Annotated in this window: 15 protein-coding genes; 4 read left to right on the forward strand and 11 right to left on the reverse strand. The window is 67.5% G+C overall.

Going from position 1 to position 17,576, the window contains the following annotated elements; all coding sequences use genetic code 11:
• Nucleotide 1: 1 nt before the first annotated feature.
• The 6 genes from atuF to IB256_RS26405 all read right to left on the reverse strand — a co-directional run bounded on the left by atuF (nt 2) and on the right by IB256_RS26405 (nt 8,554).
• On the reverse strand, nt 2-1,993 hold the full coding sequence (atuF, locus tag IB256_RS26380; RefSeq protein WP_192295061.1) for a geranyl-CoA carboxylase subunit apha: 1,992 nt from the start codon (nt 1,991-1,993) through the stop codon (nt 2-4).
• Between the two features lie 16 nt (nt 1,994-2,009).
• Nucleotides 2,010-2,804 (reverse strand): isohexenylglutaconyl-CoA hydratase, encoded by a 795-nt coding sequence (gene atuE, locus IB256_RS26385; RefSeq protein WP_081518677.1) that lies wholly within the window; start codon nt 2,802-2,804, stop codon nt 2,010-2,012.
• Between the two features lie 4 nt (nt 2,805-2,808).
• Complete coding sequence (atuD, locus tag IB256_RS26390) at nt 2,809-3,969, reverse strand: citronellyl-CoA dehydrogenase (protein ID WP_081518676.1); 1,161 nt, start codon at nt 3,967-3,969, stop codon at nt 2,809-2,811.
• A 181-nt stretch (nt 3,970-4,150) separates the two neighbouring features.
• A complete protein-coding gene (gene atuC / locus IB256_RS26395) occupies nt 4,151-5,767 on the reverse strand; it encodes a geranyl-CoA carboxylase subunit beta (protein WP_192295059.1) in 1,617 nt (538 codons plus the stop codon).
• Between the two features lie 3 nt (nt 5,768-5,770).
• Nucleotides 5,771-6,646 carry an SDR family oxidoreductase gene (locus IB256_RS26400; RefSeq protein ID WP_192295058.1) on the reverse strand — a complete coding sequence of 292 codons (876 nt, stop codon included), beginning with the start codon at nt 6,644-6,646 and terminating at the stop codon, nt 5,771-5,773.
• Nucleotides 6,647-6,757: 111 nt separating this feature from the next.
• A complete protein-coding gene (locus IB256_RS26405) occupies nt 6,758-8,554 on the reverse strand; it encodes an acyclic terpene utilization AtuA family protein (RefSeq protein WP_192295057.1) in 1,797 nt (598 codons plus the stop codon).
• A gap of 219 nt (nt 8,555-8,773) precedes the next feature.
• On the opposite strand from IB256_RS26405, the gene IB256_RS26410 reads away from it, so the two are divergent.
• On the forward strand, nt 8,774-9,394 hold the full coding sequence (locus tag IB256_RS26410) for a TetR/AcrR family transcriptional regulator (RefSeq protein ID WP_179955978.1): 621 nt from the start codon (nt 8,774-8,776) through the stop codon (nt 9,392-9,394).
• Nucleotides 9,395-9,503: 109 nt separating this feature from the next.
• Here IB256_RS26410 and IB256_RS26415 read toward each other — a convergent pair whose 3' ends face one another.
• From IB256_RS26415 to eat, 5 genes are all read right to left on the reverse strand, one after another.
• Complete coding sequence (locus IB256_RS26415; protein ID WP_192404664.1) at nt 9,504-10,268, reverse strand: CPBP family intramembrane glutamic endopeptidase; 765 nt, start codon at nt 10,266-10,268, stop codon at nt 9,504-9,506.
• Between the two features lie 100 nt (nt 10,269-10,368).
• Nucleotides 10,369-10,539, reverse strand: a complete 171-nt coding sequence (locus IB256_RS26420; protein ID WP_081518671.1) for a DUF2897 family protein — start codon at nt 10,537-10,539, stop codon at nt 10,369-10,371.
• A 47-nt stretch (nt 10,540-10,586) separates the two neighbouring features.
• Nucleotides 10,587-11,363 carry an ethanolamine ammonia-lyase subunit EutC gene (gene eutC, locus IB256_RS26425; protein ID WP_192404665.1) on the reverse strand — a complete coding sequence of 259 codons (777 nt, stop codon included), beginning with the start codon at nt 11,361-11,363 and terminating at the stop codon, nt 10,587-10,589.
• 12 nt (nt 11,364-11,375) lie between these two features.
• Complete coding sequence (locus IB256_RS26430) at nt 11,376-12,749, reverse strand: ethanolamine ammonia-lyase subunit EutB (protein ID WP_192295054.1); 1,374 nt, start codon at nt 12,747-12,749, stop codon at nt 11,376-11,378.
• Between the two features lie 57 nt (nt 12,750-12,806).
• Nucleotides 12,807-14,171, reverse strand: coding sequence for an ethanolamine permease (gene eat, locus IB256_RS26435; RefSeq protein ID WP_192404666.1), 1,365 nt, complete (start codon nt 14,169-14,171; stop codon nt 12,807-12,809).
• 301 nt (nt 14,172-14,472) lie between these two features.
• Here eat and IB256_RS26440 point away from each other — a divergent pair, with 301 nt between their 5' ends.
• The 3 genes from IB256_RS26440 to pyrF all read left to right on the forward strand — a co-directional run bounded on the left by IB256_RS26440 (nt 14,473) and on the right by pyrF (nt 17,499).
• Nucleotides 14,473-15,774 carry a sensor histidine kinase gene (locus tag IB256_RS26440; RefSeq protein ID WP_192404667.1) on the forward strand — a complete coding sequence of 434 codons (1,302 nt, stop codon included), beginning with the start codon at nt 14,473-14,475 and terminating at the stop codon, nt 15,772-15,774.
• Between the two features lie 2 nt (nt 15,775-15,776).
• A complete protein-coding gene (locus IB256_RS26445) occupies nt 15,777-16,700 on the forward strand; it encodes a response regulator (protein ID WP_192295051.1) in 924 nt (307 codons plus the stop codon).
• Between the two features lie 100 nt (nt 16,701-16,800).
• A complete protein-coding gene (gene pyrF, locus IB256_RS26450) occupies nt 16,801-17,499 on the forward strand; it encodes an orotidine-5'-phosphate decarboxylase (protein ID WP_192295050.1) in 699 nt (232 codons plus the stop codon).
• Nucleotides 17,500-17,576 lie beyond the last annotated feature (77 nt).

Genomic DNA, 17,576 nt, shown 5'->3' on the forward strand with positions numbered 1-17,576 from the left:
GTCAGGCGGACTCCAGCGCTTCGACCTCCACCAGCAACTGCCGGGATTTCACCTGCTCGCCCTTGATCACCTGCACGCGGCGGATCACGCCGTCGACGCCGGCCTTGAGCGGGTGCTCCATCTTCATCGCTTCCAGCACCAGCAGCAGCTGGCCCTTGCTGACCCGCGCGCCCTCGGCCACCAGCACGTCGACGATGGCGCCATCCATCGGCGCCTTTACCGTGCCGGAGCCTGCGCCAGCAGAGGCGCCGGCTGGCTCATGGGTGACGTCCTGCAGTTCCAGGTTGCCGTCCGCGCCATACAGCCACAGGCGTGCGCCATCTCGGTGGAAGGGCAGGCGGCGGCGAACGCCGTCGGCTTCGAGGATGGCGTCGCCGTTTTCTTCGCCGAGCAGGTGCAGGTGGATCTCGCTGTCACCGATGCGCGCCAGCAGCGTCGGCCGGGGGCCGTGTTCGAGGACTTGCAGTTCGACGGCGAATTTCTCCTCGCCATGCTTGAGGACGAAACGCCACGGCGCGCTGCCGGCGCTGCGCCAGCCGGAAAGGCCGGGCTGGTGCGCGCGGTCGCTGGCCGAGGCCTGGTAGAGCAGGGCGGCGGCACAGGCCAGTTCCAGCGCCTGCGGCTGGCACGGGGCCAGGCTCGGGTCGCCGGCGAACTGCTCACCGATGAACGCGGTGGTGGCCTTGCCGGCGGCGAATTCCGGGTGCTTGAGCAGGTTGGCGAGGAAGCGCTGGTTGCCGGTTACGCCCAGCAGCACGCAGTCCTCGACGGCGCGTATCAGCTTGCGCCGCGCCTCGTCGCGGGTGGCGCCATAGGCGATGACCTTGGCCAGCATCGGGTCGTAGAACGGCGTCACCGGCTGGCCTTCGCGCAGGCCGTGGTCGATGCGGATGCCGTCCAGCTGTGGCGGTGTCCAGCGCAGTACCTGGCCGGTCTGCGGGAGGAAGCCGCCACCTGCATCCTCGGCGTACAGGCGCACTTCGATGGCGTGGCCCCTGAGCTGGACCTGCTCCTGGGTCAGCGGCAGCGGATGGCCTTCGGCGACGCGGATCTGCCAGGCCACCAGGTCCTGGCCGGTGACCAGCTCGGTGACCGGGTGCTCCACCTGCAGGCGGGTGTTCATTTCCAGGAAGTAGAAGGCGCCGCTGGCGTCCAACAGGAATTCCACGGTGCCGGCGCCCAGGTAGTTCACCGACGCGGCGGCCTTCACCGCAGCGTCGCCCATGGCCGCGCGCAGCTCCTCGCTGAGTACGGGGCAGGGCGCTTCCTCGATGACTTTCTGGTGGCGGCGCTGTACCGAGCAGTCGCGCTCGCCGAGGTAAACGATGTTGCCGTGACTGTCGCCGAACACCTGGATTTCCACATGGCGCGGCTGCACCACGGCTTTCTCCAGGATCAGCTCGCCGCTGCCGAAGGCGTTCTGCGCTTCCGAGCGCGCGGTGCGCAGCTGTTCGGCGAGGTCTTCGCTGCGCGTCACCAGGCGCATGCCGCGCCCACCGCCGCCAGCGCTGGCCTTGATCATCAGTGGGTAGCCGATGCGCTGCGCTTCGCGGGTGAGGGTGGCGTCGTCCTGCTCCGCGCCTTCGTAACCGGGGATGCAGGGCACGCCGGCTTCGAGCATGGCGATCTTCGAGAGGCGCTTGCTGCCCATCAGGTGGATGGCTTCCACGCCAGGGCCAATGAATACGATGCCAGCGGCCTCGCAGGCGCGGGCGAAGTCGGCGTTCTCCGAGAGGAAGCCGTAGCCGGGGTGGACGGCGCTGGCGCCGGTACGCTTGGCCGCTTCGAGAATCGCATCCGGCTTCAGGTAGGACTGCCCCACGGGTGCCGGGCCGACGCACACGGCTTCGTCGGCCAGTTGCACATGGCGCGCGTTGGCATCGGCCTCGCTGTACACGGCCACGGTGCGGTAGCCCAGGTCATGGGCGGTGCGGATCACCCGGCAGGCGATCTCGCCACGGTTGGCGATGAGGATTTTGTCGAAACTGGGCATGACGGTTTCCTCGGGGCTACTGCGCCCAGTTCGGTTTGCGTTTCTGCACGAAGGCCAGGGTGCCTTCGGCGCCTTCCGCGCCGGTCACCGCAGCGGCGAACTGGCGGGCAGCGTCGTCCAGCAGCGGGCCGAGGGCTTCGCTCTCGGTGGCGAGCAGCAGCGCTTTGGTGGCGGCGTTGGCACCGGGGGCGCAGCGGCGAACCTGGTCGATCGTCTGGGCGAGCTGTTCGCCGAGGTTATCGGCGCTGTCCGCGCAGGCATGCACCAGGCCCAGCCGCAGCGCCTCGCGGCCGTCGAAACGGGCGGCGGTGAGGGCCAGGCGGCGCGCCTGGGTCAGGCCGATGCGCTTCACCACAAAGGGCGCGATCTGCGCCGGCAGGATGCCGAGGCTGGTTTCCGGCAGGCCGAACTGCGCGTCCACTGCCGCCAGGGCGATGTCCGAGACGCAGGCAAGGCCGAAGCCGCCGCCAAGCACTGCGCCTTCCAGCACGGCGACCAGCACCTGGGGTTGCGCCTGGGCTTCTTCCAGCAGACCGCCGAAGGCGCGGTTCAGCGCGGCGTAGGCATCCGGACCGGCGGCGCGGGCGCCGGCCATGTCCTTGATGTCGCCGCCGGCGCAGAAGTGCCCGCCGGCGCCGCGCAGGACGATGGCGCGCACGGCGCGGTCGTCGCGCACGGCGGCCAGCACCGCGCGCAGTTCGCCGACCATTGCCAGGCTCATGGCGTTGCGGCTGTCCGGGCGGTTCAGGGTGACGTGCAGCACGCCGCCGTCACGTTCCAGCAGCAGGGTTTCGCAGTTCGGCAGGGTCATGGCATCAGCCCTTCTTCTTGCCCGGCAGGGTGCCCATCATCTTGCAGATGATGCCCAGCATGATTTCGTCGGCGCCGCCGCCGATGGAAACCAGGCGGGTGTCGCGGTAGGCGCGCGAGACCGGGTTTTCCCACATGAATCCCTGGCCGCCCCAGTACTGCAGGCAGGCGTCGGTGACTTCGCGGGCCAGGCGGCCGACCTTGAGCTTGGCCATGGAGGCCAGGCGGGTCACGTCCTTGCCGCGGATGTACTGCTCGGTGGCCTGGTAGGTGAGGGCGCGCAGGCACTCGATCTCGGTCATCAGCTCGGCCATGCGGAAGTGGATGACCTGGTTGTCGATCAGCGACTGGCCAAAGGTCTTGCGCTCCTTGCAGTACTCGATGGTGGCGTTGACGCAGTATTCCAGCCCCTTGATCCCGCTGGCGGCGCCGAACAGGCGTTCTTCCTGGAACTGCAGCATCTGCATCATGAAGCCCGCGCCCTCGGCGCCGATGCGGTTGCGCTGGGGGACGCGCACATCGTCGAAGAACACCTGGGCGGTCTCCGAGCTGCGCATGCCGAGCTTGTCCAGGTGCGGGCTGACGCTGATGCCCTTGGACTTCATCGGCACCATGATCAGCGACTTGTTGACGTGGGGCTTGTCGTCGGAGGTGTTGGCCAGCAGGCAGATGAAGTCGGCCGACGGCGAGTTGGTGATCCACATCTTGCTGCCGTTGATGACGTAGTCGTCGCCATCCTTGCGCGCGGTGGTCTTCAGGCCCGCCACGTCGGAGCCGGCGCCGACTTCCGAGACGCCGATGCAACCGACCATCTCGCCGGCGATCGCCGGGCGCAGGAACTCCTCGCGCAGCTCGTCGGAGCCGAAGCGCGCCAGCGCCGGGGTGCACATGTCGGTCTGCACGCCCAGGGCCATCGGCACGCCGCCGCAATGGATGGTGCCGAACTCTTCGGCGGCGACCACCGAGTAGCTGTAGTCCAGGCCCATGCCGCCGAATTTCTCCGGCTTGGAGATACCCAGCAGGCCCAGATCGCCGGCCTTCTTGAAGACTTCATGGATCGGGAAGCGCCCGGCTTTTTCCCACTCGTCGACGTAGGGGTTGATCTCGCGCTCGACGAAGTTGCGGACGGTGCGGCGGAGTTCTTCGTGTTCCTGGGTGAAGATCATCGTTGTTGTTCTCCTTGAGCCTGAGTTGTTCCCTTGCCCTCTCCCCAACCCTCTCCCTGAAGGGAGAGAGGGCTGTTCGGAGCGGGCTGGAAGTTCGCTTTACGCCGGGTCGCTTTGGCTCCCTCTCCCTTCAGGGAGAGGGCGGGGGGAGAGGGGCTCGGCCCGCACTCCCGACCTCCAATCAGAACCTCGCTACCCCAAAACTATTACCCTTGAGCGGCCGCACGGCCGCCTCTGCGCAGATGTCCAGCAGGTAACCGAGCAGCGCGCGGGTGTCGCGCGGGTCGATCAGCCCGTCGTCCCACAGGCTCGCCGTGCCGTAGAGCGCGGTGGACTGGGCGTCGAGCTTCTGCGCGGTCATCTGTTCGAGCATGTCGAGCATCTTCGGGTCGGGCTCCTTGCCCTCCTTGGCGTGTTTTTCCTCGGTGACGATGCGCAGCACCTTGCCGGCCTGGGCGCCGCCCATCACGGCGGTGCGGCTGTTGGGCCAGGCGAAGATGAAGCGCGGGTCCAGCCCGCGGCCGCACATGGCGTAGTTGCCGGCGCCGTAGGAGCCGCCGACGACCAGAGTGAGCTTGGGCACCGTGGCGTTGGCTACGGCCTGGATCATCTTCGAGCCGTGCTTGATCACGCCCAGGCGTTCGGACTCGGTGCCGACCATGAAGCCGGTGGTGTTGTGCAGGAACAGGATCGGCGTGTTGCTCTGCTCGCACAGCTGGATGAACTGCGCCGCCTTGGCCGCGCCCTGCGGGGTGATCGGGCCGTTGTTGCCGATCAGACCACAGGCGTGACCTTCGATGTGCAGGTGGCCGCAGACGGTCTGGCTGTCGAACTCGTTCTTGAAGTCGAGGAAACGCGAACCATCGGCGATGCGCGCGACGATCTCGCGCACGTCATAGGGCTTCTTGGCGTCCGCCGGGACCACGCCGAGCAGCTCCTCGGCCGGGTGCAGCGGGGCATCCCACTGTTGCTTCGGGCGCGCCGGCAGCTGCGCATTCCACGGCAGCGAAGCGAGGATCTCGCGGGCCAGGCGCACGCCGTCGGCGTCGTTCTCCGCCAGGTACTCGGCGGTGCCGGCGACCTGGGCGTGCAGTTCGGCGCCGCCGAGGTCTTCATCGGTGGCGATTTCACCGGTGGCGGCCTTGAGCAGCGGTGGGCCGGCGAGGAACATCTTGGCCTTGCCGCGCACCACCACCACGTAGTCCGACAGCCCCGGCTGGTAGGCACCGCCGGCGGTGGACGAGCCGTGCACCACGGTGACCTGCGGAATGCCCATCGCCGACATGCGCGCCTGGTTGGCGAAGCCGCGCGCGCCCTCGACGAAGATGTCCGCCGCGTAGTTCAGGTTGGCGCCGCCGCTCTCGGTCAGCGCCACCACTGGCAGCTTGTTCTCGAAGGCGATCTGCTGCAGGCGCAGGGTCTTCTTCAGCCCGGTGGGGGAGATGGTGCCGCCCTTGATCGCGCTGTTGCTGGCGGTGACCAGGCAGCGAACCCCGGCGATGTAGCCGATGCCGGAGATGATGCCGCCGCCGGCCTGGGTGCCGTCCTTGTCGTCATGCAGCTTGTAGCCGGCCAGCGAGGAAATCTCGAGGAACGGCGCGCCAGCGTCCAGCAGCAGGTTCAGGCGTTCGCGCGGCAGCAGCTGGCCACGCTTGTCGAACTTGGGCTTGGCCTCGGCGGCCTTGTCCAGCACCTTCTGCTCGACCTCGCGGAAGCTCGCCACGGCGGCCAGCATGGCCTCGCGGTTGCGGGCGAATTCTTCGCCCTGGGGATCGACTTCGGATTGGATGACGGGCATCGCTTACTCCTGATCCTTGAGGACGTCCGGCAGGTAGGCACGGTGGAAGCCATTGTAGGAACGGCTCTGCCCCGGCTTGCCCTTCACCAGCGGGAAGGCGCGGCTGCCCTGGCTGGCGGCGCCGTCGATACGGATGGTGTTGCCGCTGATGAAGGCGGCGCCGGGGGAGAGCAGGAAGACGATGGCGGCGGAGACTTCCGACTCGGTGCCGATGCGCTTGAGCGGCACATGCTCGCGCAGGGTCGGGATCACTGCCTTGAATGCGCCTTCGTAGGTGTCCATGCCGCTGGAAGCGACCCAGCCGGGCGCCACGGCGTTGACCCGCACCCCGGCATGGCCCCACTCGATGGCAGCGGTCTTGGTGAAGTTCTCCATGCCGGCGCGGGCGGCGCCGGAGTGGCCCATGCCGGGCATGCCGCCCCACATGTCGGCGAGCATGTTGACGATGCTGCCGCCAGTCTTGCTCAGGCTCTGGTTGAACACTTCGCGGGCCATCAGGAAGCCGCCCACCAGATTGGTGCGCACCACCGCCTCGAAGCCCTTCAGGTTGATCGAGGCCAGCGGTGCGGGGTACTGGCCGCCGGCGTTGTTGACCAGGTGATGGATCGGCCCGCGCTCGGTGATGACCTGCGCCACCAGCGCCTTCACCGCGTCTTCGTCGCGGATGTCGCAGCTGTGCCAGCTGGCGCTGCCGCCGTCCTCGATGATTTCGCCGGCGGTCTTCTCCAGTTTTTCCGCCTTGCGCCCGACCAGCACCACGTGGGCGCCGAGGGCCGCCAGCTCGTGGGCGGTGCAGCGGCCGATGCCGCTGCCGCCGCCGGTGACGATGATGGTCTGGCCGTCGAACAGGCCGGCTTTGAAGATCGAGTCGTAGCTCATTGTGGTTCTGACTCCGAGGTATCCCGTAGGGCGAATGAAGCGGCACGCTTCATCCGCCGTTTGTGAATGGCGGATAACGCCGGTGGCGTCATGCGCCCTACGTTCATTTCATCAGCGTGCGTTCAGTTCGTCGGCGATGTGTTGCGGCACCGCCACCGGGAATTCCAGCAACTGCTGGGCGAAGGCCTTGCCCTGCGGGTCGATGCGCAGGCTGGCGACGCCGCCGCCGCCCAGGGCGTTTTCCAGCAGAAAGTTCAGGCTATGGCTGCCCGGCAGGTGCCAGCGGCTGACGCGACCCAGCTGCGGGTCGAGCACGTGCTGCATCCATTCGGCCACGGCGCCTTCGCTCAGCGCCTCGGCGATCCACGGCAGGTATTCGGCCTTGCGGGCCATGACGCCGATGTTGCTGTGGTTGCCCTTGTCACCGGAGCGCGCCACGGCCAGCTTCACCAGCGGCACGCTGGCCTGGGCCGGGCCCTTGGCGGCCGGTACCGGAACATCGTCGGCCAGCGCGGCCGGGTCGAAGGCGTCAAGGGCGGGCAGGGCGGCGCCGTGGCGCTCACCGTCGATGTCCACGGCCAGCTCGCAGCGGTCCTTGTCGATCAGGAAGGAGAACAGGCGGATCACCGGGTACACGGTCGGGCGACCGCCGACGATGCCGGTCAGGCCCGGCGCCATGCCGGTGGCGGCCTGGGCGATCTCGCGGGAGAACAGCACCAGCGCTTCCTTGCGGCTGTGGCGCACGGCGAGCTTCACCACGATCTCGCGGTTGTCGCTGCGGCGCCCGTGCGGGCCGTAGGTGGCTTCGCTGCCGAGCAACTCCACGCTGACCTCACGGTACGGCCCCCAGCCGCGTTCCATGAGGATTTCCTCGGTCTTGGCGATGATCGCCTGGCTGACCCGCTCAGCCTTCTTCACCGCGTCGATGCCGGCGATCAGACAGCTGGCGGTGCAGCGGAAACCGTCCGGATAGGTGGCGCTGACCTTGTATTGCCCGGTCGGCGGCAGGCCGCGCGCGCCGCTGACGGCCACGCGGTTGTCGCCCACCTGGGTGAGTTCGACCTGGGTGAAATCGCAGACCACATCAGGGAGCAGGTAGGCGCGCGGGTCGCCGATCTCGTAGAGCATCTGCTCGCCCACCGACAGCGGCGTCACCAGCCCGCCGGTGCCCTGCGGCTTGGTCACCACGAAGTCGCCGCTGGCCTGCACTTCGACGAGCGGGAAGCCGATGTGCTCGTAGTCCGGCACGCTTTCCCAGTCAGTGAAGTTGCCACCGGTGCACTGCGCGCCGCACTCGATGATGTGCCCGGCCAGCGCGGCCTGGGCCAGTTTGTCGTAGTCGTTCCAGGCCCAGCCGAATTCGTGTACCAGGGCGGCGCTGACCACTGCGCTGTCCACCACGCGGCCGGTGATGACGATATCGGCGCCGGCCTTCAGCGCTTCGACGATGCCGGGGGCGCCGAGGTAGGCGTTGACCGAGACGCACATCGGCGGCATCGGTGCGCCCGAGAACATCTCGCGGATGCCGGCCTTGGCCAGTTCGCCCAGGCGCGGCTGCAGGTTGTCGCCGTGCACCACGGCGATCTTCAGCGCCACGCCAGCCTTCTCGCAGGCGGCGGCGAGGGCGCTGGCGCAGGCCGAGGGGTTCACCCCGCCAGCGTTGCTGATCACGCGCACCTGTTTCGCCGCGATGTCACCCAGCAGGGGTGTCATCACTTCGACGAAGTCGGTGGCATAGCCTGCCTCGGGATTTTTCAGGCGGGCGCCGGCCATGATCGACATGGTGATCTCGGCGAGGTAGTCGAATACCAGGTAATCCATGTCCGCGCCGCGCACCAGTTGGGCAGCGGCAGTGGAGGTGTCGCCCCAGAAGGCGGAGGCGCAGCCGATACGTACGGTTCTAGTCATTGTTCTGCCCGTGACGCTGAGTGATGGATCGACATTACCAAGCAAGCGCTTGGTTGAAAAGCCCCGAAAGTGCTACAACCCCAACCAATGGATGGCCAAGCGCTTGCTTGGTTGGGCTCCGGGGGCTTACATTTCGTCAGACAACACAAGCACTTGCAGGGCGTTTCGATGAATCGCCCTGAGCAGATCGGCCGATGGGCCTCATGGGGAGAGAACAGCGTGGATGACCGCAAAGCCCGCGAAGTCATGCTGGAGCTGGTCAAGACCGGGCAGATCACCGACCCGGAGAGCGCCCGCGGCAAGCTGTTGCACACGGCCGCGCACCTGTTCCGCAGCAAGGGCTACGAACGCACCACGGTGCGCGACCTGGCCGGCGCCGTGGGCATCCAGTCCGGCAGCATCTTCCATCACTTCAAGAGCAAGGACGAAATCCTCCGCTCGGTGATGGAGGAAACCATCCTCTACAACACCGCCCTGATGCGTGCCGCCCTGGCCGACGCCACGACCCTGCGCGAACGCCTGCTGGCGCTGATCCGCTGCGAGCTGCAGTCGATCACCGGCGGCACCGGCGAGGCGATGGCGGTGCTGGTCTATGAATGGCGCTCGCTATCGGAAGAGGGCCAGGCCTACATCCTCAGCCTGCGCGACATCTACGAGCAGATGTGGCTGGAGGTGCTGGAAGAGGCGCGCCTGGCCGGTTTCAGCCAGGGCGATCCGTTCATCCTGCGGCGCTTCCTGACCGGGGCGCTGTCCTGGTCCATCACCTGGTTCCGCCCCGAAGGCAGCCTGACCCTCGACGAGCTGGCCGAGCAGGCGTTGCTGCTGGTGATGCGCGAGTGAGTTCTGCGTTGGGCGAAATCGATCGCGGACGGAGTCCGCTCCTACGCATGTGTCAGGTTCGGTAGGAGCGGACTTCGTCCGCGATTGCCTACCGGCGGCGCCGATTCGATCAGAGGATCCGCAACGGATAGCTGAACAGCAGCAGATGCAGGCAGTTCACCGCCGCATGCAGCAGCACCGGCACCGCCAGGCGGCCGCTGAAGTGGAAGGCCAGGCCGTAGCCCAGGCCGGCGACGCCGGCGACCACCGCGAACAGCGGGTTGATCGGCCAGTGCACCATGCCGAACAGCACGCTGGCGGCCGCGACCCCGGCGACGGCGCCGAAGCGGCGCACCAGCTCAGTCTGCAGCAGGCCGCGGAAGAAGGCTTCCTCCGTCAGCGAGATCACGCAGACGTTGACCAGCATCCACAGCCAGAAGCCGGGCGGCCATTTCGGATTCCACACCACCAGGCCACCAGCGACGGCTACCAGCGGCACGGCGAACAGCGTGGTGACGATGACGATGGCGGCGAAGTCCGGAGAGCGCTTCTCCGTCGGTACCGGGTCGCGGCGCAGCCACCAGGCCAGCAGGGTCGCGCCCACCAGCGCCTTGTCCCAGGACAGGTGCAAGGCGTAGACGGGAGCGTCCGGGCTGAGCTGGCGCACCGGCCAGAGGGTCCAGGAGGTAGTGCCCGGCAGCAGGTGCGCGGCCAGGGCGATACTGAGCACGAGGCACACCAGCCACCAGAGCAGGCGCGGCAGGCGATGCTCGCCGTAGAGGGTCCAGGCGACGTAAACGGCGCCGATCAGCAACCCCACCGGCTGGACGAAACCCAGCGCGAATCCGCAGAGCAACAACACGATTGGCAGCAGCGGCAGGAGTTTCCTGAGCATTCTTTCCTCCAACAAGGAGGCGCAGTCTAGGCAATTTCGACTGCTGCTGGCCATGGCTATGGCCAGTTTTTGACTGAAGCGTCAGTCAGTTAGGCGATTTTCACCGCTTGTCGTCGGCTTCCTTGGCATCCATCTCGGCGTTGCGCTCGTGGATGCGCTTGAGCTGTTCCTCGGTGAGCGGGAGCTTCTTCGCGGTGTCGCGCAACATCATCAGCGCGCCGACGATGGAGCCCAGGGCTAGGGCGATGATCAACCAGGCATACCAGGGCATGGTCCCGTCTCCGACAGTGGTAGTAGAGCGTCACGATACGCTGTGATTCAGACCTTGTCAGGCGCGGGCCGGTTCCGATGGATTGCTTCGGGCAGGTCGCTATCGTCCTTGAGCCGTACGCCACTCACCCGCAGGCGCAGCGCCTGTTGCAGCAGGTGGGCGATCTTGTGCGCCGCCAGCTCATGGGGCAGACCCTGTGGGCGCACGTTGGAAATGCAGTTGCGCTCGCTGTCCATGCGCCCCACGCGCGGCTGCCAGGTGAGGTAGAGGCCGAGGCTGTCCGGCGAGCTGAGACCGGGGCGTTCGCCGATCAGCACCAGCGCGAGCTTCGCTCCCAGCGCCTCGCCGATGCCGTCGCCAATGGCCACGCGGCCCTGCTCGGCAAGCACCACTGGCGTGTGCTGCCAATCGGTGGCGAAGCGCTCGCGCAGGGCGCTCAGCAGCGGCAGCGCGTGTTGCTGGACAGCGAAGGAGGAGAGGCCGTCGGCGATCACGATGACCAGCTCCGCGGCGAGCTTCTCGCCCTTGAGCTGCCACTGGCTGTCCGGGTGCAGGGCGCGGCCCAGGTCCGGGCGCAGCAGGTAGGTCTGGCGGTCCGGCGCCTCGCTGCGCGCGCGCAGGACGCGAAAGCCCTCGTGGGCCAGCGCCTGCTGCAGTGCCTCGAAGTCCAGCGGATGGTGCACCGCATCGCGGGCCTGGGCGTGGGCCAGACCGAACTTCAGCACCTCGCGGGTCGGCAGGCTGGAGCCGACGCGGCCCAGCGCGATGCGCGCGCAAGTGTGCGCACGCAGCTCGTCCCAGGGGTCGTTCTGGATCAGGTCCATGTTTCCAGCTCCTCAGAAGGCCCGCAGCAGAGCGTGGCCACGGCTGATCGGGCGCAACTGGCCCGAGGCTTCGGTGATCGCCATCTTCGCCAGCCAGGCGTCGAATTCCGGCGCGCGCTTCAGGCCCAGGGTACTGCGCAGGTAGAGGGCGTCGTGGAAGGAGGTGCTCTGGTAATTGAGCATGATGTCGTCGGCGCCGGGGATGCCCATGATGAAGGTGATGCCCGCCGTGCCCAGCAGGGTCAGCAGGTTGTCCATGTCGTCCTGGTCGGCTTCGGCGTGGTTGGTGTAGCAGACGTCGCAACCCATGGGCACGCCCAGCAGCTTGGCGCAGAAGTGATCCTCCAGCCCGGCGCGGATGATCTGCTTGCCGTCGTAGAGATACTCCGGGCCGATGAAGCCGACCACGGTGTTGGTCAGCAACGGGCGGAACTCGCGGGCCACGGCGTAGGCGCGGGCTTCACAGGTCTGCTGGTCGACACCGTGGTGGCCGCCCGCGGAGAGGGCGCTGCCCTGACCCGTTTCGAAGTACATGACGTTGTCGCCCAGCGTGCCGCGGTTGAGTGACAACGCCGCTGCTTGGGCTTCGCGCAGCAGGGCGAGGTCGATGCCGAAGCTCTCGTTGGTCTTCTGCGTGCCGGCGATGGACTGGAACACCAGGTCGATCGGCGCGCCGGCCTCGATGGCCTGGATCTGCGAGGTGACGTGGGTGAGCACGCAGCTTTGCAGGGGAATCTCGAAGCGCTGGCGCAGTTCATCCATCATCCGCCACAACTGCATCAGCGTGGCTGGCGAATCGCTCGCCGGGTTGATGCCCACCACTGCATCGCCGGCGCCGTACAGCAGGCCATCGAGCAGGCTCGCGGCAATGCCGCGCAGGTCGTCCGTGGGGTGGTTGGGCTGCAGGCGCACCGAGAGGTGGCCGGGCAGCCCGATGGTGTTGCGAAAGCGCGTGACCACGCGGCACTTCTTCGCCACCAGGATCAGGTCCTGGTTACGCATCAGTTTGCTCACTGCGGCGGCCATCTCCGGGGTGATGCCTCTGGCGGCGGCAGTCAGCGTGGCGCTGTCGGTGCTGTCCAGCAGCAGCCAGTCGCGGAAGTCGCCGACGTTGAGATGGCGGATCGGTGCGAAAGCGGTGGTGTCGTGGCTGTCGATGATCAGCCGGGTGACTTCGTCGGCTTCGTAGGGGATCAGCGCCTCGTCGAGGAAGCGCTGGAGCGGCACGTCGGCCAGGGCGATCTTCGCCGCCATGCGCTCTTCGTAGCTGTCGGCAGCCAGGCCCGCCAGGGCATCGCCGGAGCGCGCCGGGCTGGCCTTGGCAAGCAGGGTCTTCAGGTCGGCAAAGCGGTAGGTCAGGCTACCGACGGTGGTCTGGTAGGGCATGCGAACGTCCCGGTGGCTGCGCGCCGGCCGCGAAAGCCGGCGCACAGTGGGTGGCTGTCAGGCTCCCGTCAGCATAGCGTCCGCCGGGGCGCTGGCGCGATGGGCGGCGGTGAGCTGGAAGTAGACGAAGCCGGCTGCCATGAAGGCCAGGAATATCCCGGCGATCTGCAGGTTGAACCAGACCATCGCCACCAGGCACAGCACGGCCAGCGCCAGGGCGATGCCCGGCACCACGGGGAATCCCGGCGCGCGGAAGCTGCGTTCGAGGTCCGGTTCGCTGCGGCGCAGCTTGAACAGGCTGAGCATGCTCATGATGTACATGACGATGGCGCCGAACACGCTCATGGTGATCATCGCCGCGGTCAGGCTCATGCCCTGCAGGGCGATCAGGCCATCGCTGTAGATCGCCGCGATGCCCACCAGGCCGCCGGCGATGATCGCCCGGTGCGGCGTCTGGAAGCGCGACAGCTTGGCCAGACCGCGCGGCAGGTAGCCGGCGCGGGCCAGCGCGAAGAACTGCCGCGAGTAGCCCAGGATGATGCCGTGGAAGCTGGCGACCAGGCCGAACAGGCCGATCCACACCAGCATGTGCAGCCAGCCGGAGTTCTCGCCGACCACCATCTTCATGGCTTGCGGCAGCGGGTCGTTGATCCCCGAGAGGGCCTTCCAGTCGCCCGCGCCGCCGGCGAACAGCATCACCCCGAGGGCCAGCACCACCAGGGTCAGGATGCCGCTGACGTACGCCTTGGGAATGGTGCGTTTCGGGTCCTTGGCTTCCTCGGCGGCCATCGCCGCGCCCTCGATGGCGAGGAAGAACCAGATGGCGAAGGGGATCGCCGCAAAGATCCCGCCGATGGCCGCGCCGCCGAAGCTGTCGGAACCGGCCCAGCCATTGAGCACGAAGTTGCTGAAGCTGAAACCCGGCGCCACCACGCCCATGAACACCAGCAACTCGGCCACTGCGAGGATCGTGACGATCAGCTCGAAGGTGGCGGCGATGCTGACGCCCAGGATGTTCAGGGTCATGAAGATCAGGTACGCGCCGACAGCCGCGTGCTTCGGATCGAGGGACGGGAACTGCACGTTGAGGTAGGCGCCGATGGCCATGGCGATGGCCGGCGGGGCGAAGACGAACTCGATCAGCGTGGCGAGCCCGGCCACCAGTCCGCCTTTCTCGCCGAAGGCGCGGCGGCTGTAGGCGAAGGGTCCGCCGGCGTGGGGAATGGCGGTGGTCAGCTCGGTGAAACTGAAGATGAAGCAGGTGTACATGGCCGCCACCAGCAGGGTAGTGACCAGGAAGCCGAGGGTGCCGGCCACGCCCCAGCCATAGCTCCAGCCGAAATACTCACCGGAAATCACCAGGCCCACGGCGATGCCCCACAGGTGCAGGGTGCCCAGGGTGGGTTTGAGTTGCGTGCTCATGCGAAGTCTCCAGGACAGAGGATGAAAGACACGACCCGTGCAGTCGTGCAGTGGCCGTGCCATTCCCCGGAGCCCGGTCGCAAACCGCCAGATCGCGTCGTTTCGTGAACATTCGCCACCTGTTCGCCTGCTTCGAAGCGGTGCGACGACGTTTCGCGCGTCCCGTTCGGGTGCGCTGCAGCGGCGCTTGTTGCAGTGAGATGACTGCGCCGTGAAGCTTCCTGGCCGCGCGACGGCTGTCACAGGATGGCAATCTGCCGCTGCTCTACTGGCGCCCATCCCAGCGACCGGAGATTCGCCAATGACCACCCGCGCCCTGCATGAGTTGTTGCGCCAGGTAGCGCCCTTGGCCCCGGAACTGAGCATCAGCGACGTGGCTGAGCGCTTCCTCGACGCGGAGCACCGTTCCTTCCTTTCGCTGCCGGTGGTGGATGCCGCTGGAATGCCGCTGGGGCTGGTCAGCCGCAACGGCCTGCAGGACATCTTCATGCAGCGTTTCGGCCGCGACCTCTGGGGGCGCCGCCCCGCCAGCGACGTGATGAACGCGCAGCCGCTGAAGGTGCGCGCCGACCTGAGCCTCGAAGAGGCCTCGCAGCAGGTCACCGCGCAACTGCGCTACCCGATCACCGAGGACTTCGTGCTGATCGACGAGCAGGGCCGCTACCTCGGCCTCGGCACGGTGCTTGACCTGCTCAAGGCCATGGAGCAGCGCGTCGCCCAGCGCAACCGCGTGCTCAACAGGACCCTGCAGGACCTTCGCGAATCCCAGGCGCAACTGGTGCAGTCGGAGAAGATGGCCTCCCTCGGGCAGATGGTCGCCGGCGTCGCCCATGAGCTGAACACCCCGCTGGGCTACGTGAAGAACAACGTCGCGCTGCTGCGCGAGCTGCTGATCCCGCTGCTCGGCCTGACCGAGGCGCAAACACTGCTCAATGAGTGCCTGGACGATGCGGCCTGCGAGCCCGAGCAACTGGCCCGCGCCCGTGCCGCCTTCGAGCAGGCTCGTGACGAGGCGGCGCTGGAACAGTTGGTGGGGGATCTCGACCAGCTGTTCGGTGACACCGATTTCGGCCTTGCGCAGATCGGCGAGCTGGTCGGCGGCCTGAAGGATTTTGCTCGCCTGGACCGCGCCCGCAGCGAGGAAGTCGACCTCAACGACTGCGTGCGCAGCGCGTTGCTGATCGCGCGCAACAGCATCAAGGAAAAGGCCGAGGTCGCCACCCAGCTGGGCGCGCTGCCCAAGATCGCCTGCGCCGCCAGCCAGATCAACCAGGTGCTGCTCAACCTGCTGACCAACGCCGCCCAGGCCATGGAGAAATTCGGCCTGATCCAGGTGAAATCCTGGGCGGACGAAACCCAGGTGCACCTCTCGGTGCAGGACAACGGCAAGGGCATGAACGAGGAGGTGCGCGCGCGCATCTTCGATCCCTTCTTCACCACCAAGCCGGTGGGGCAGGGCACGGGCCTGGGCCTGTCGATCAGCTACAAGATCGTCCAGGACCACGGCGGCCGTATCCGCGTGGCGTCCGAACCCGGACGCGGCACGCGATTCCTCATCAGCCTGCCGATCCAGCAGGCCAGCGAACTGAAACGGAGCGCCTGAACATGAGCCAGCAGCCTGTCCGCATCCTCTTCGTCGACGACGAGGAACGCATCCTGCGCAGCCTCGCGATGCAGTTTCGCCGTCACTACGACGTGCGGGTGGAGACCGATCCGCACAAGGCCCTGCAGCGCCTGCGCGAAGAGCGCATCGACATCCTCGTCAGCGACCAGCGCATGCCGCAGATGACCGGCGCCGAGCTGCTGGCCCGGGCCCAGGAGATCGCTCCGGACACCCTGCGCATCCTGCTGACCGGTTATTCCGACCTCGATGCGGCGGTGGATGCGCTCAACAGCGGCGGCATCTTCCGCTACCTGACCAAGCCCTGGGACCCGCAGGAAATGGCCTTCACCCTGCGCCAGGCTGCGGAAATCGCCCAGCGCCAGGCGCCGGCCGAGCCCATCGACACCAAGGCCATCAGCCGCGTGGTCGCGCCGCTCAACGTACTGCTGCTGGATGAGGATCCCGAAACCCTGGCCTGCGTCGGCGAATTCTGCAGCGCCGGCACTCACCGGCTGCACCGCGCGCGCAACCTGGCCGAGGCCATCGTGCGGCTGAACAGCGAGCCGATCGACATTCTCGTCAGCGACCTGAAGCTTGCCGGGGAAGACACCGCACCGTTGCTCAAGTCCCTGGCCCAGGCTCACCCGCGCCTGCTGAGCATCGTTGTCACACCGTTCCGCGACACCCAGGACCTGCTGGCGCTGATCAATCAGGCGCAGATATTCCGCTACCTGCCCAAGCCGATCCGCCGCGGGCTGTTCGAGAAGGGCCTGAAGGCCGCCGCCGAGCAGGCGCTGCTGTGGCGCGCGCAGCCCGAGCAGAAGGTCGCGCGCATCGCCGAGGTGCCGCGCGAGGAGCGCGAGCGGGAGAAGGTCGGCAGCCTGCTGGGCATGCTCGGCCGCCTGCGCGAGCGGCTGAGTGCCTGATCGCCGTCGGCGACGCAGCATTCCTGCCGGGCGGGCTACGGAAGTCGGCGCGTTTCTGCGACAATGCGCGCCGATTTTTTCGATACCCGCGAGAGAGCCCATGTCCGCCTGCCAGACCCCGATCATCGTCGCCCTGGATTTCCCCACCCGCGAAGCCGCGCTGGCGCTGGCCGACCAGCTGGACCCGAAACTGTGCCGGGTGAAGGTGGGCAAGGAGCTGTTCACCAGCTGCGCCGCCGGTATCGTCGAGACCCTGAACAGCCGCGGTTTCGAAGTCTTCCTCGACCTGAAATTCCACGACATCCCCAACACCACCGCGATGGCCGTGCGCGCCGCCGCCGAGATGGGCGTGTGGATGGTCAACGTGCATTGCTCCGGCGGCCTGCGCATGATGAGCGCCTGCCGCGAAACCCTGGATGCCTTCAATGGCCCGTCGCCGCTGCTGATCGGCGTGACCGTGCTGACCAGCATGGAGCGCGAGGACCTGGCCGGCATCGGCCTGGACGTCGAGCCCCAGGAGCAGGTGCTGCGCCTGGCTGCGTTGGCGCAGAAGGCCGGCATGGACGGCCTGGTGTGCTCCGCCCAGGAGGCGCCCGCGCTGAAGGCCGCGCACCCGGCGCTGCAACTGGTCACCCCCGGCATCCGCCCGGCCGGCAGCGCCCAGGACGACCAGCGTCGCATCCTCACCCCGCGCCAGGCGCTGGACAACGGCTCCGACTACCTGGTGATCGGCCGCCCGATCAGCCAGGCCGCCGACCCGGCCAGGGCCCTGGCCGAGATCGCTGCCAGCCTGGCCTGAAGCTTTCTTCGGACATGAAAAAGCCCGCAGTGATGCGGGCTTTTTTGTTTCGGCTCTTTGTAGGGCGCATAACCCGG

The sequence above is a fragment of the Pseudomonas sp. PDM17 genome, from assembly GCF_014851985.1.
Lineage (GTDB): Bacteria > Pseudomonadota > Gammaproteobacteria > Pseudomonadales > Pseudomonadaceae > Pseudomonas.

What these genes read in the sequence shown, in the direction of transcription:
- atuF (WP_192295061.1), bottom strand. Translation starts at nt 1,993, where the DNA reads ATGCCCAGTTTCGACAAAATCCTCATCGCCAACCGTGGCGAGATCGCC.
- atuE (WP_081518677.1), bottom strand. Translation starts at nt 2,804, where the DNA reads ATGACCCTGCCGAACTGCGAAACCCTGCTGCTGGAACGTGACGGCGGC.
- atuD (WP_081518676.1), bottom strand. Translation starts at nt 3,969, where the DNA reads ATGATCTTCACCCAGGAACACGAAGAACTCCGCCGCACCGTCCGCAAC.
- atuC (WP_192295059.1), bottom strand. Translation starts at nt 5,767, where the DNA reads ATGCCCGTCATCCAATCCGAAGTCGATCCCCAGGGCGAAGAATTCGCC.
- IB256_RS26400 (WP_192295058.1), bottom strand. Translation starts at nt 6,646, where the DNA reads ATGAGCTACGACTCGATCTTCAAAGCCGGCCTGTTCGACGGCCAGACC.
- IB256_RS26405 (WP_192295057.1), bottom strand. Translation starts at nt 8,554, where the DNA reads ATGACTAGAACCGTACGTATCGGCTGCGCCTCCGCCTTCTGGGGCGAC.
- IB256_RS26415 (WP_192404664.1), bottom strand. Translation starts at nt 10,268, where the DNA reads ATGCTCAGGAAACTCCTGCCGCTGCTGCCAATCGTGTTGTTGCTCTGC.
- IB256_RS26420 (WP_081518671.1), bottom strand. Translation starts at nt 10,539, where the DNA reads ATGCCCTGGTATGCCTGGTTGATCATCGCCCTAGCCCTGGGCTCCATC.
- eutC (WP_192404665.1), bottom strand. Translation starts at nt 11,363, where the DNA reads ATGGACCTGATCCAGAACGACCCCTGGGACGAGCTGCGTGCGCACACT.
- IB256_RS26430 (WP_192295054.1), bottom strand. Translation starts at nt 12,749, where the DNA reads ATGCCCTACCAGACCACCGTCGGTAGCCTGACCTACCGCTTTGCCGAC.
- eat (WP_192404666.1), bottom strand. Translation starts at nt 14,171, where the DNA reads ATGAGCACGCAACTCAAACCCACCCTGGGCACCCTGCACCTGTGGGGC.
- IB256_RS26440 (WP_192404667.1), top strand. Translation starts at nt 14,473, where the DNA reads ATGACCACCCGCGCCCTGCATGAGTTGTTGCGCCAGGTAGCGCCCTTG.
- IB256_RS26445 (WP_192295051.1), top strand. Translation starts at nt 15,777, where the DNA reads ATGAGCCAGCAGCCTGTCCGCATCCTCTTCGTCGACGACGAGGAACGC.
- pyrF (WP_192295050.1), top strand. Translation starts at nt 16,801, where the DNA reads ATGTCCGCCTGCCAGACCCCGATCATCGTCGCCCTGGATTTCCCCACC.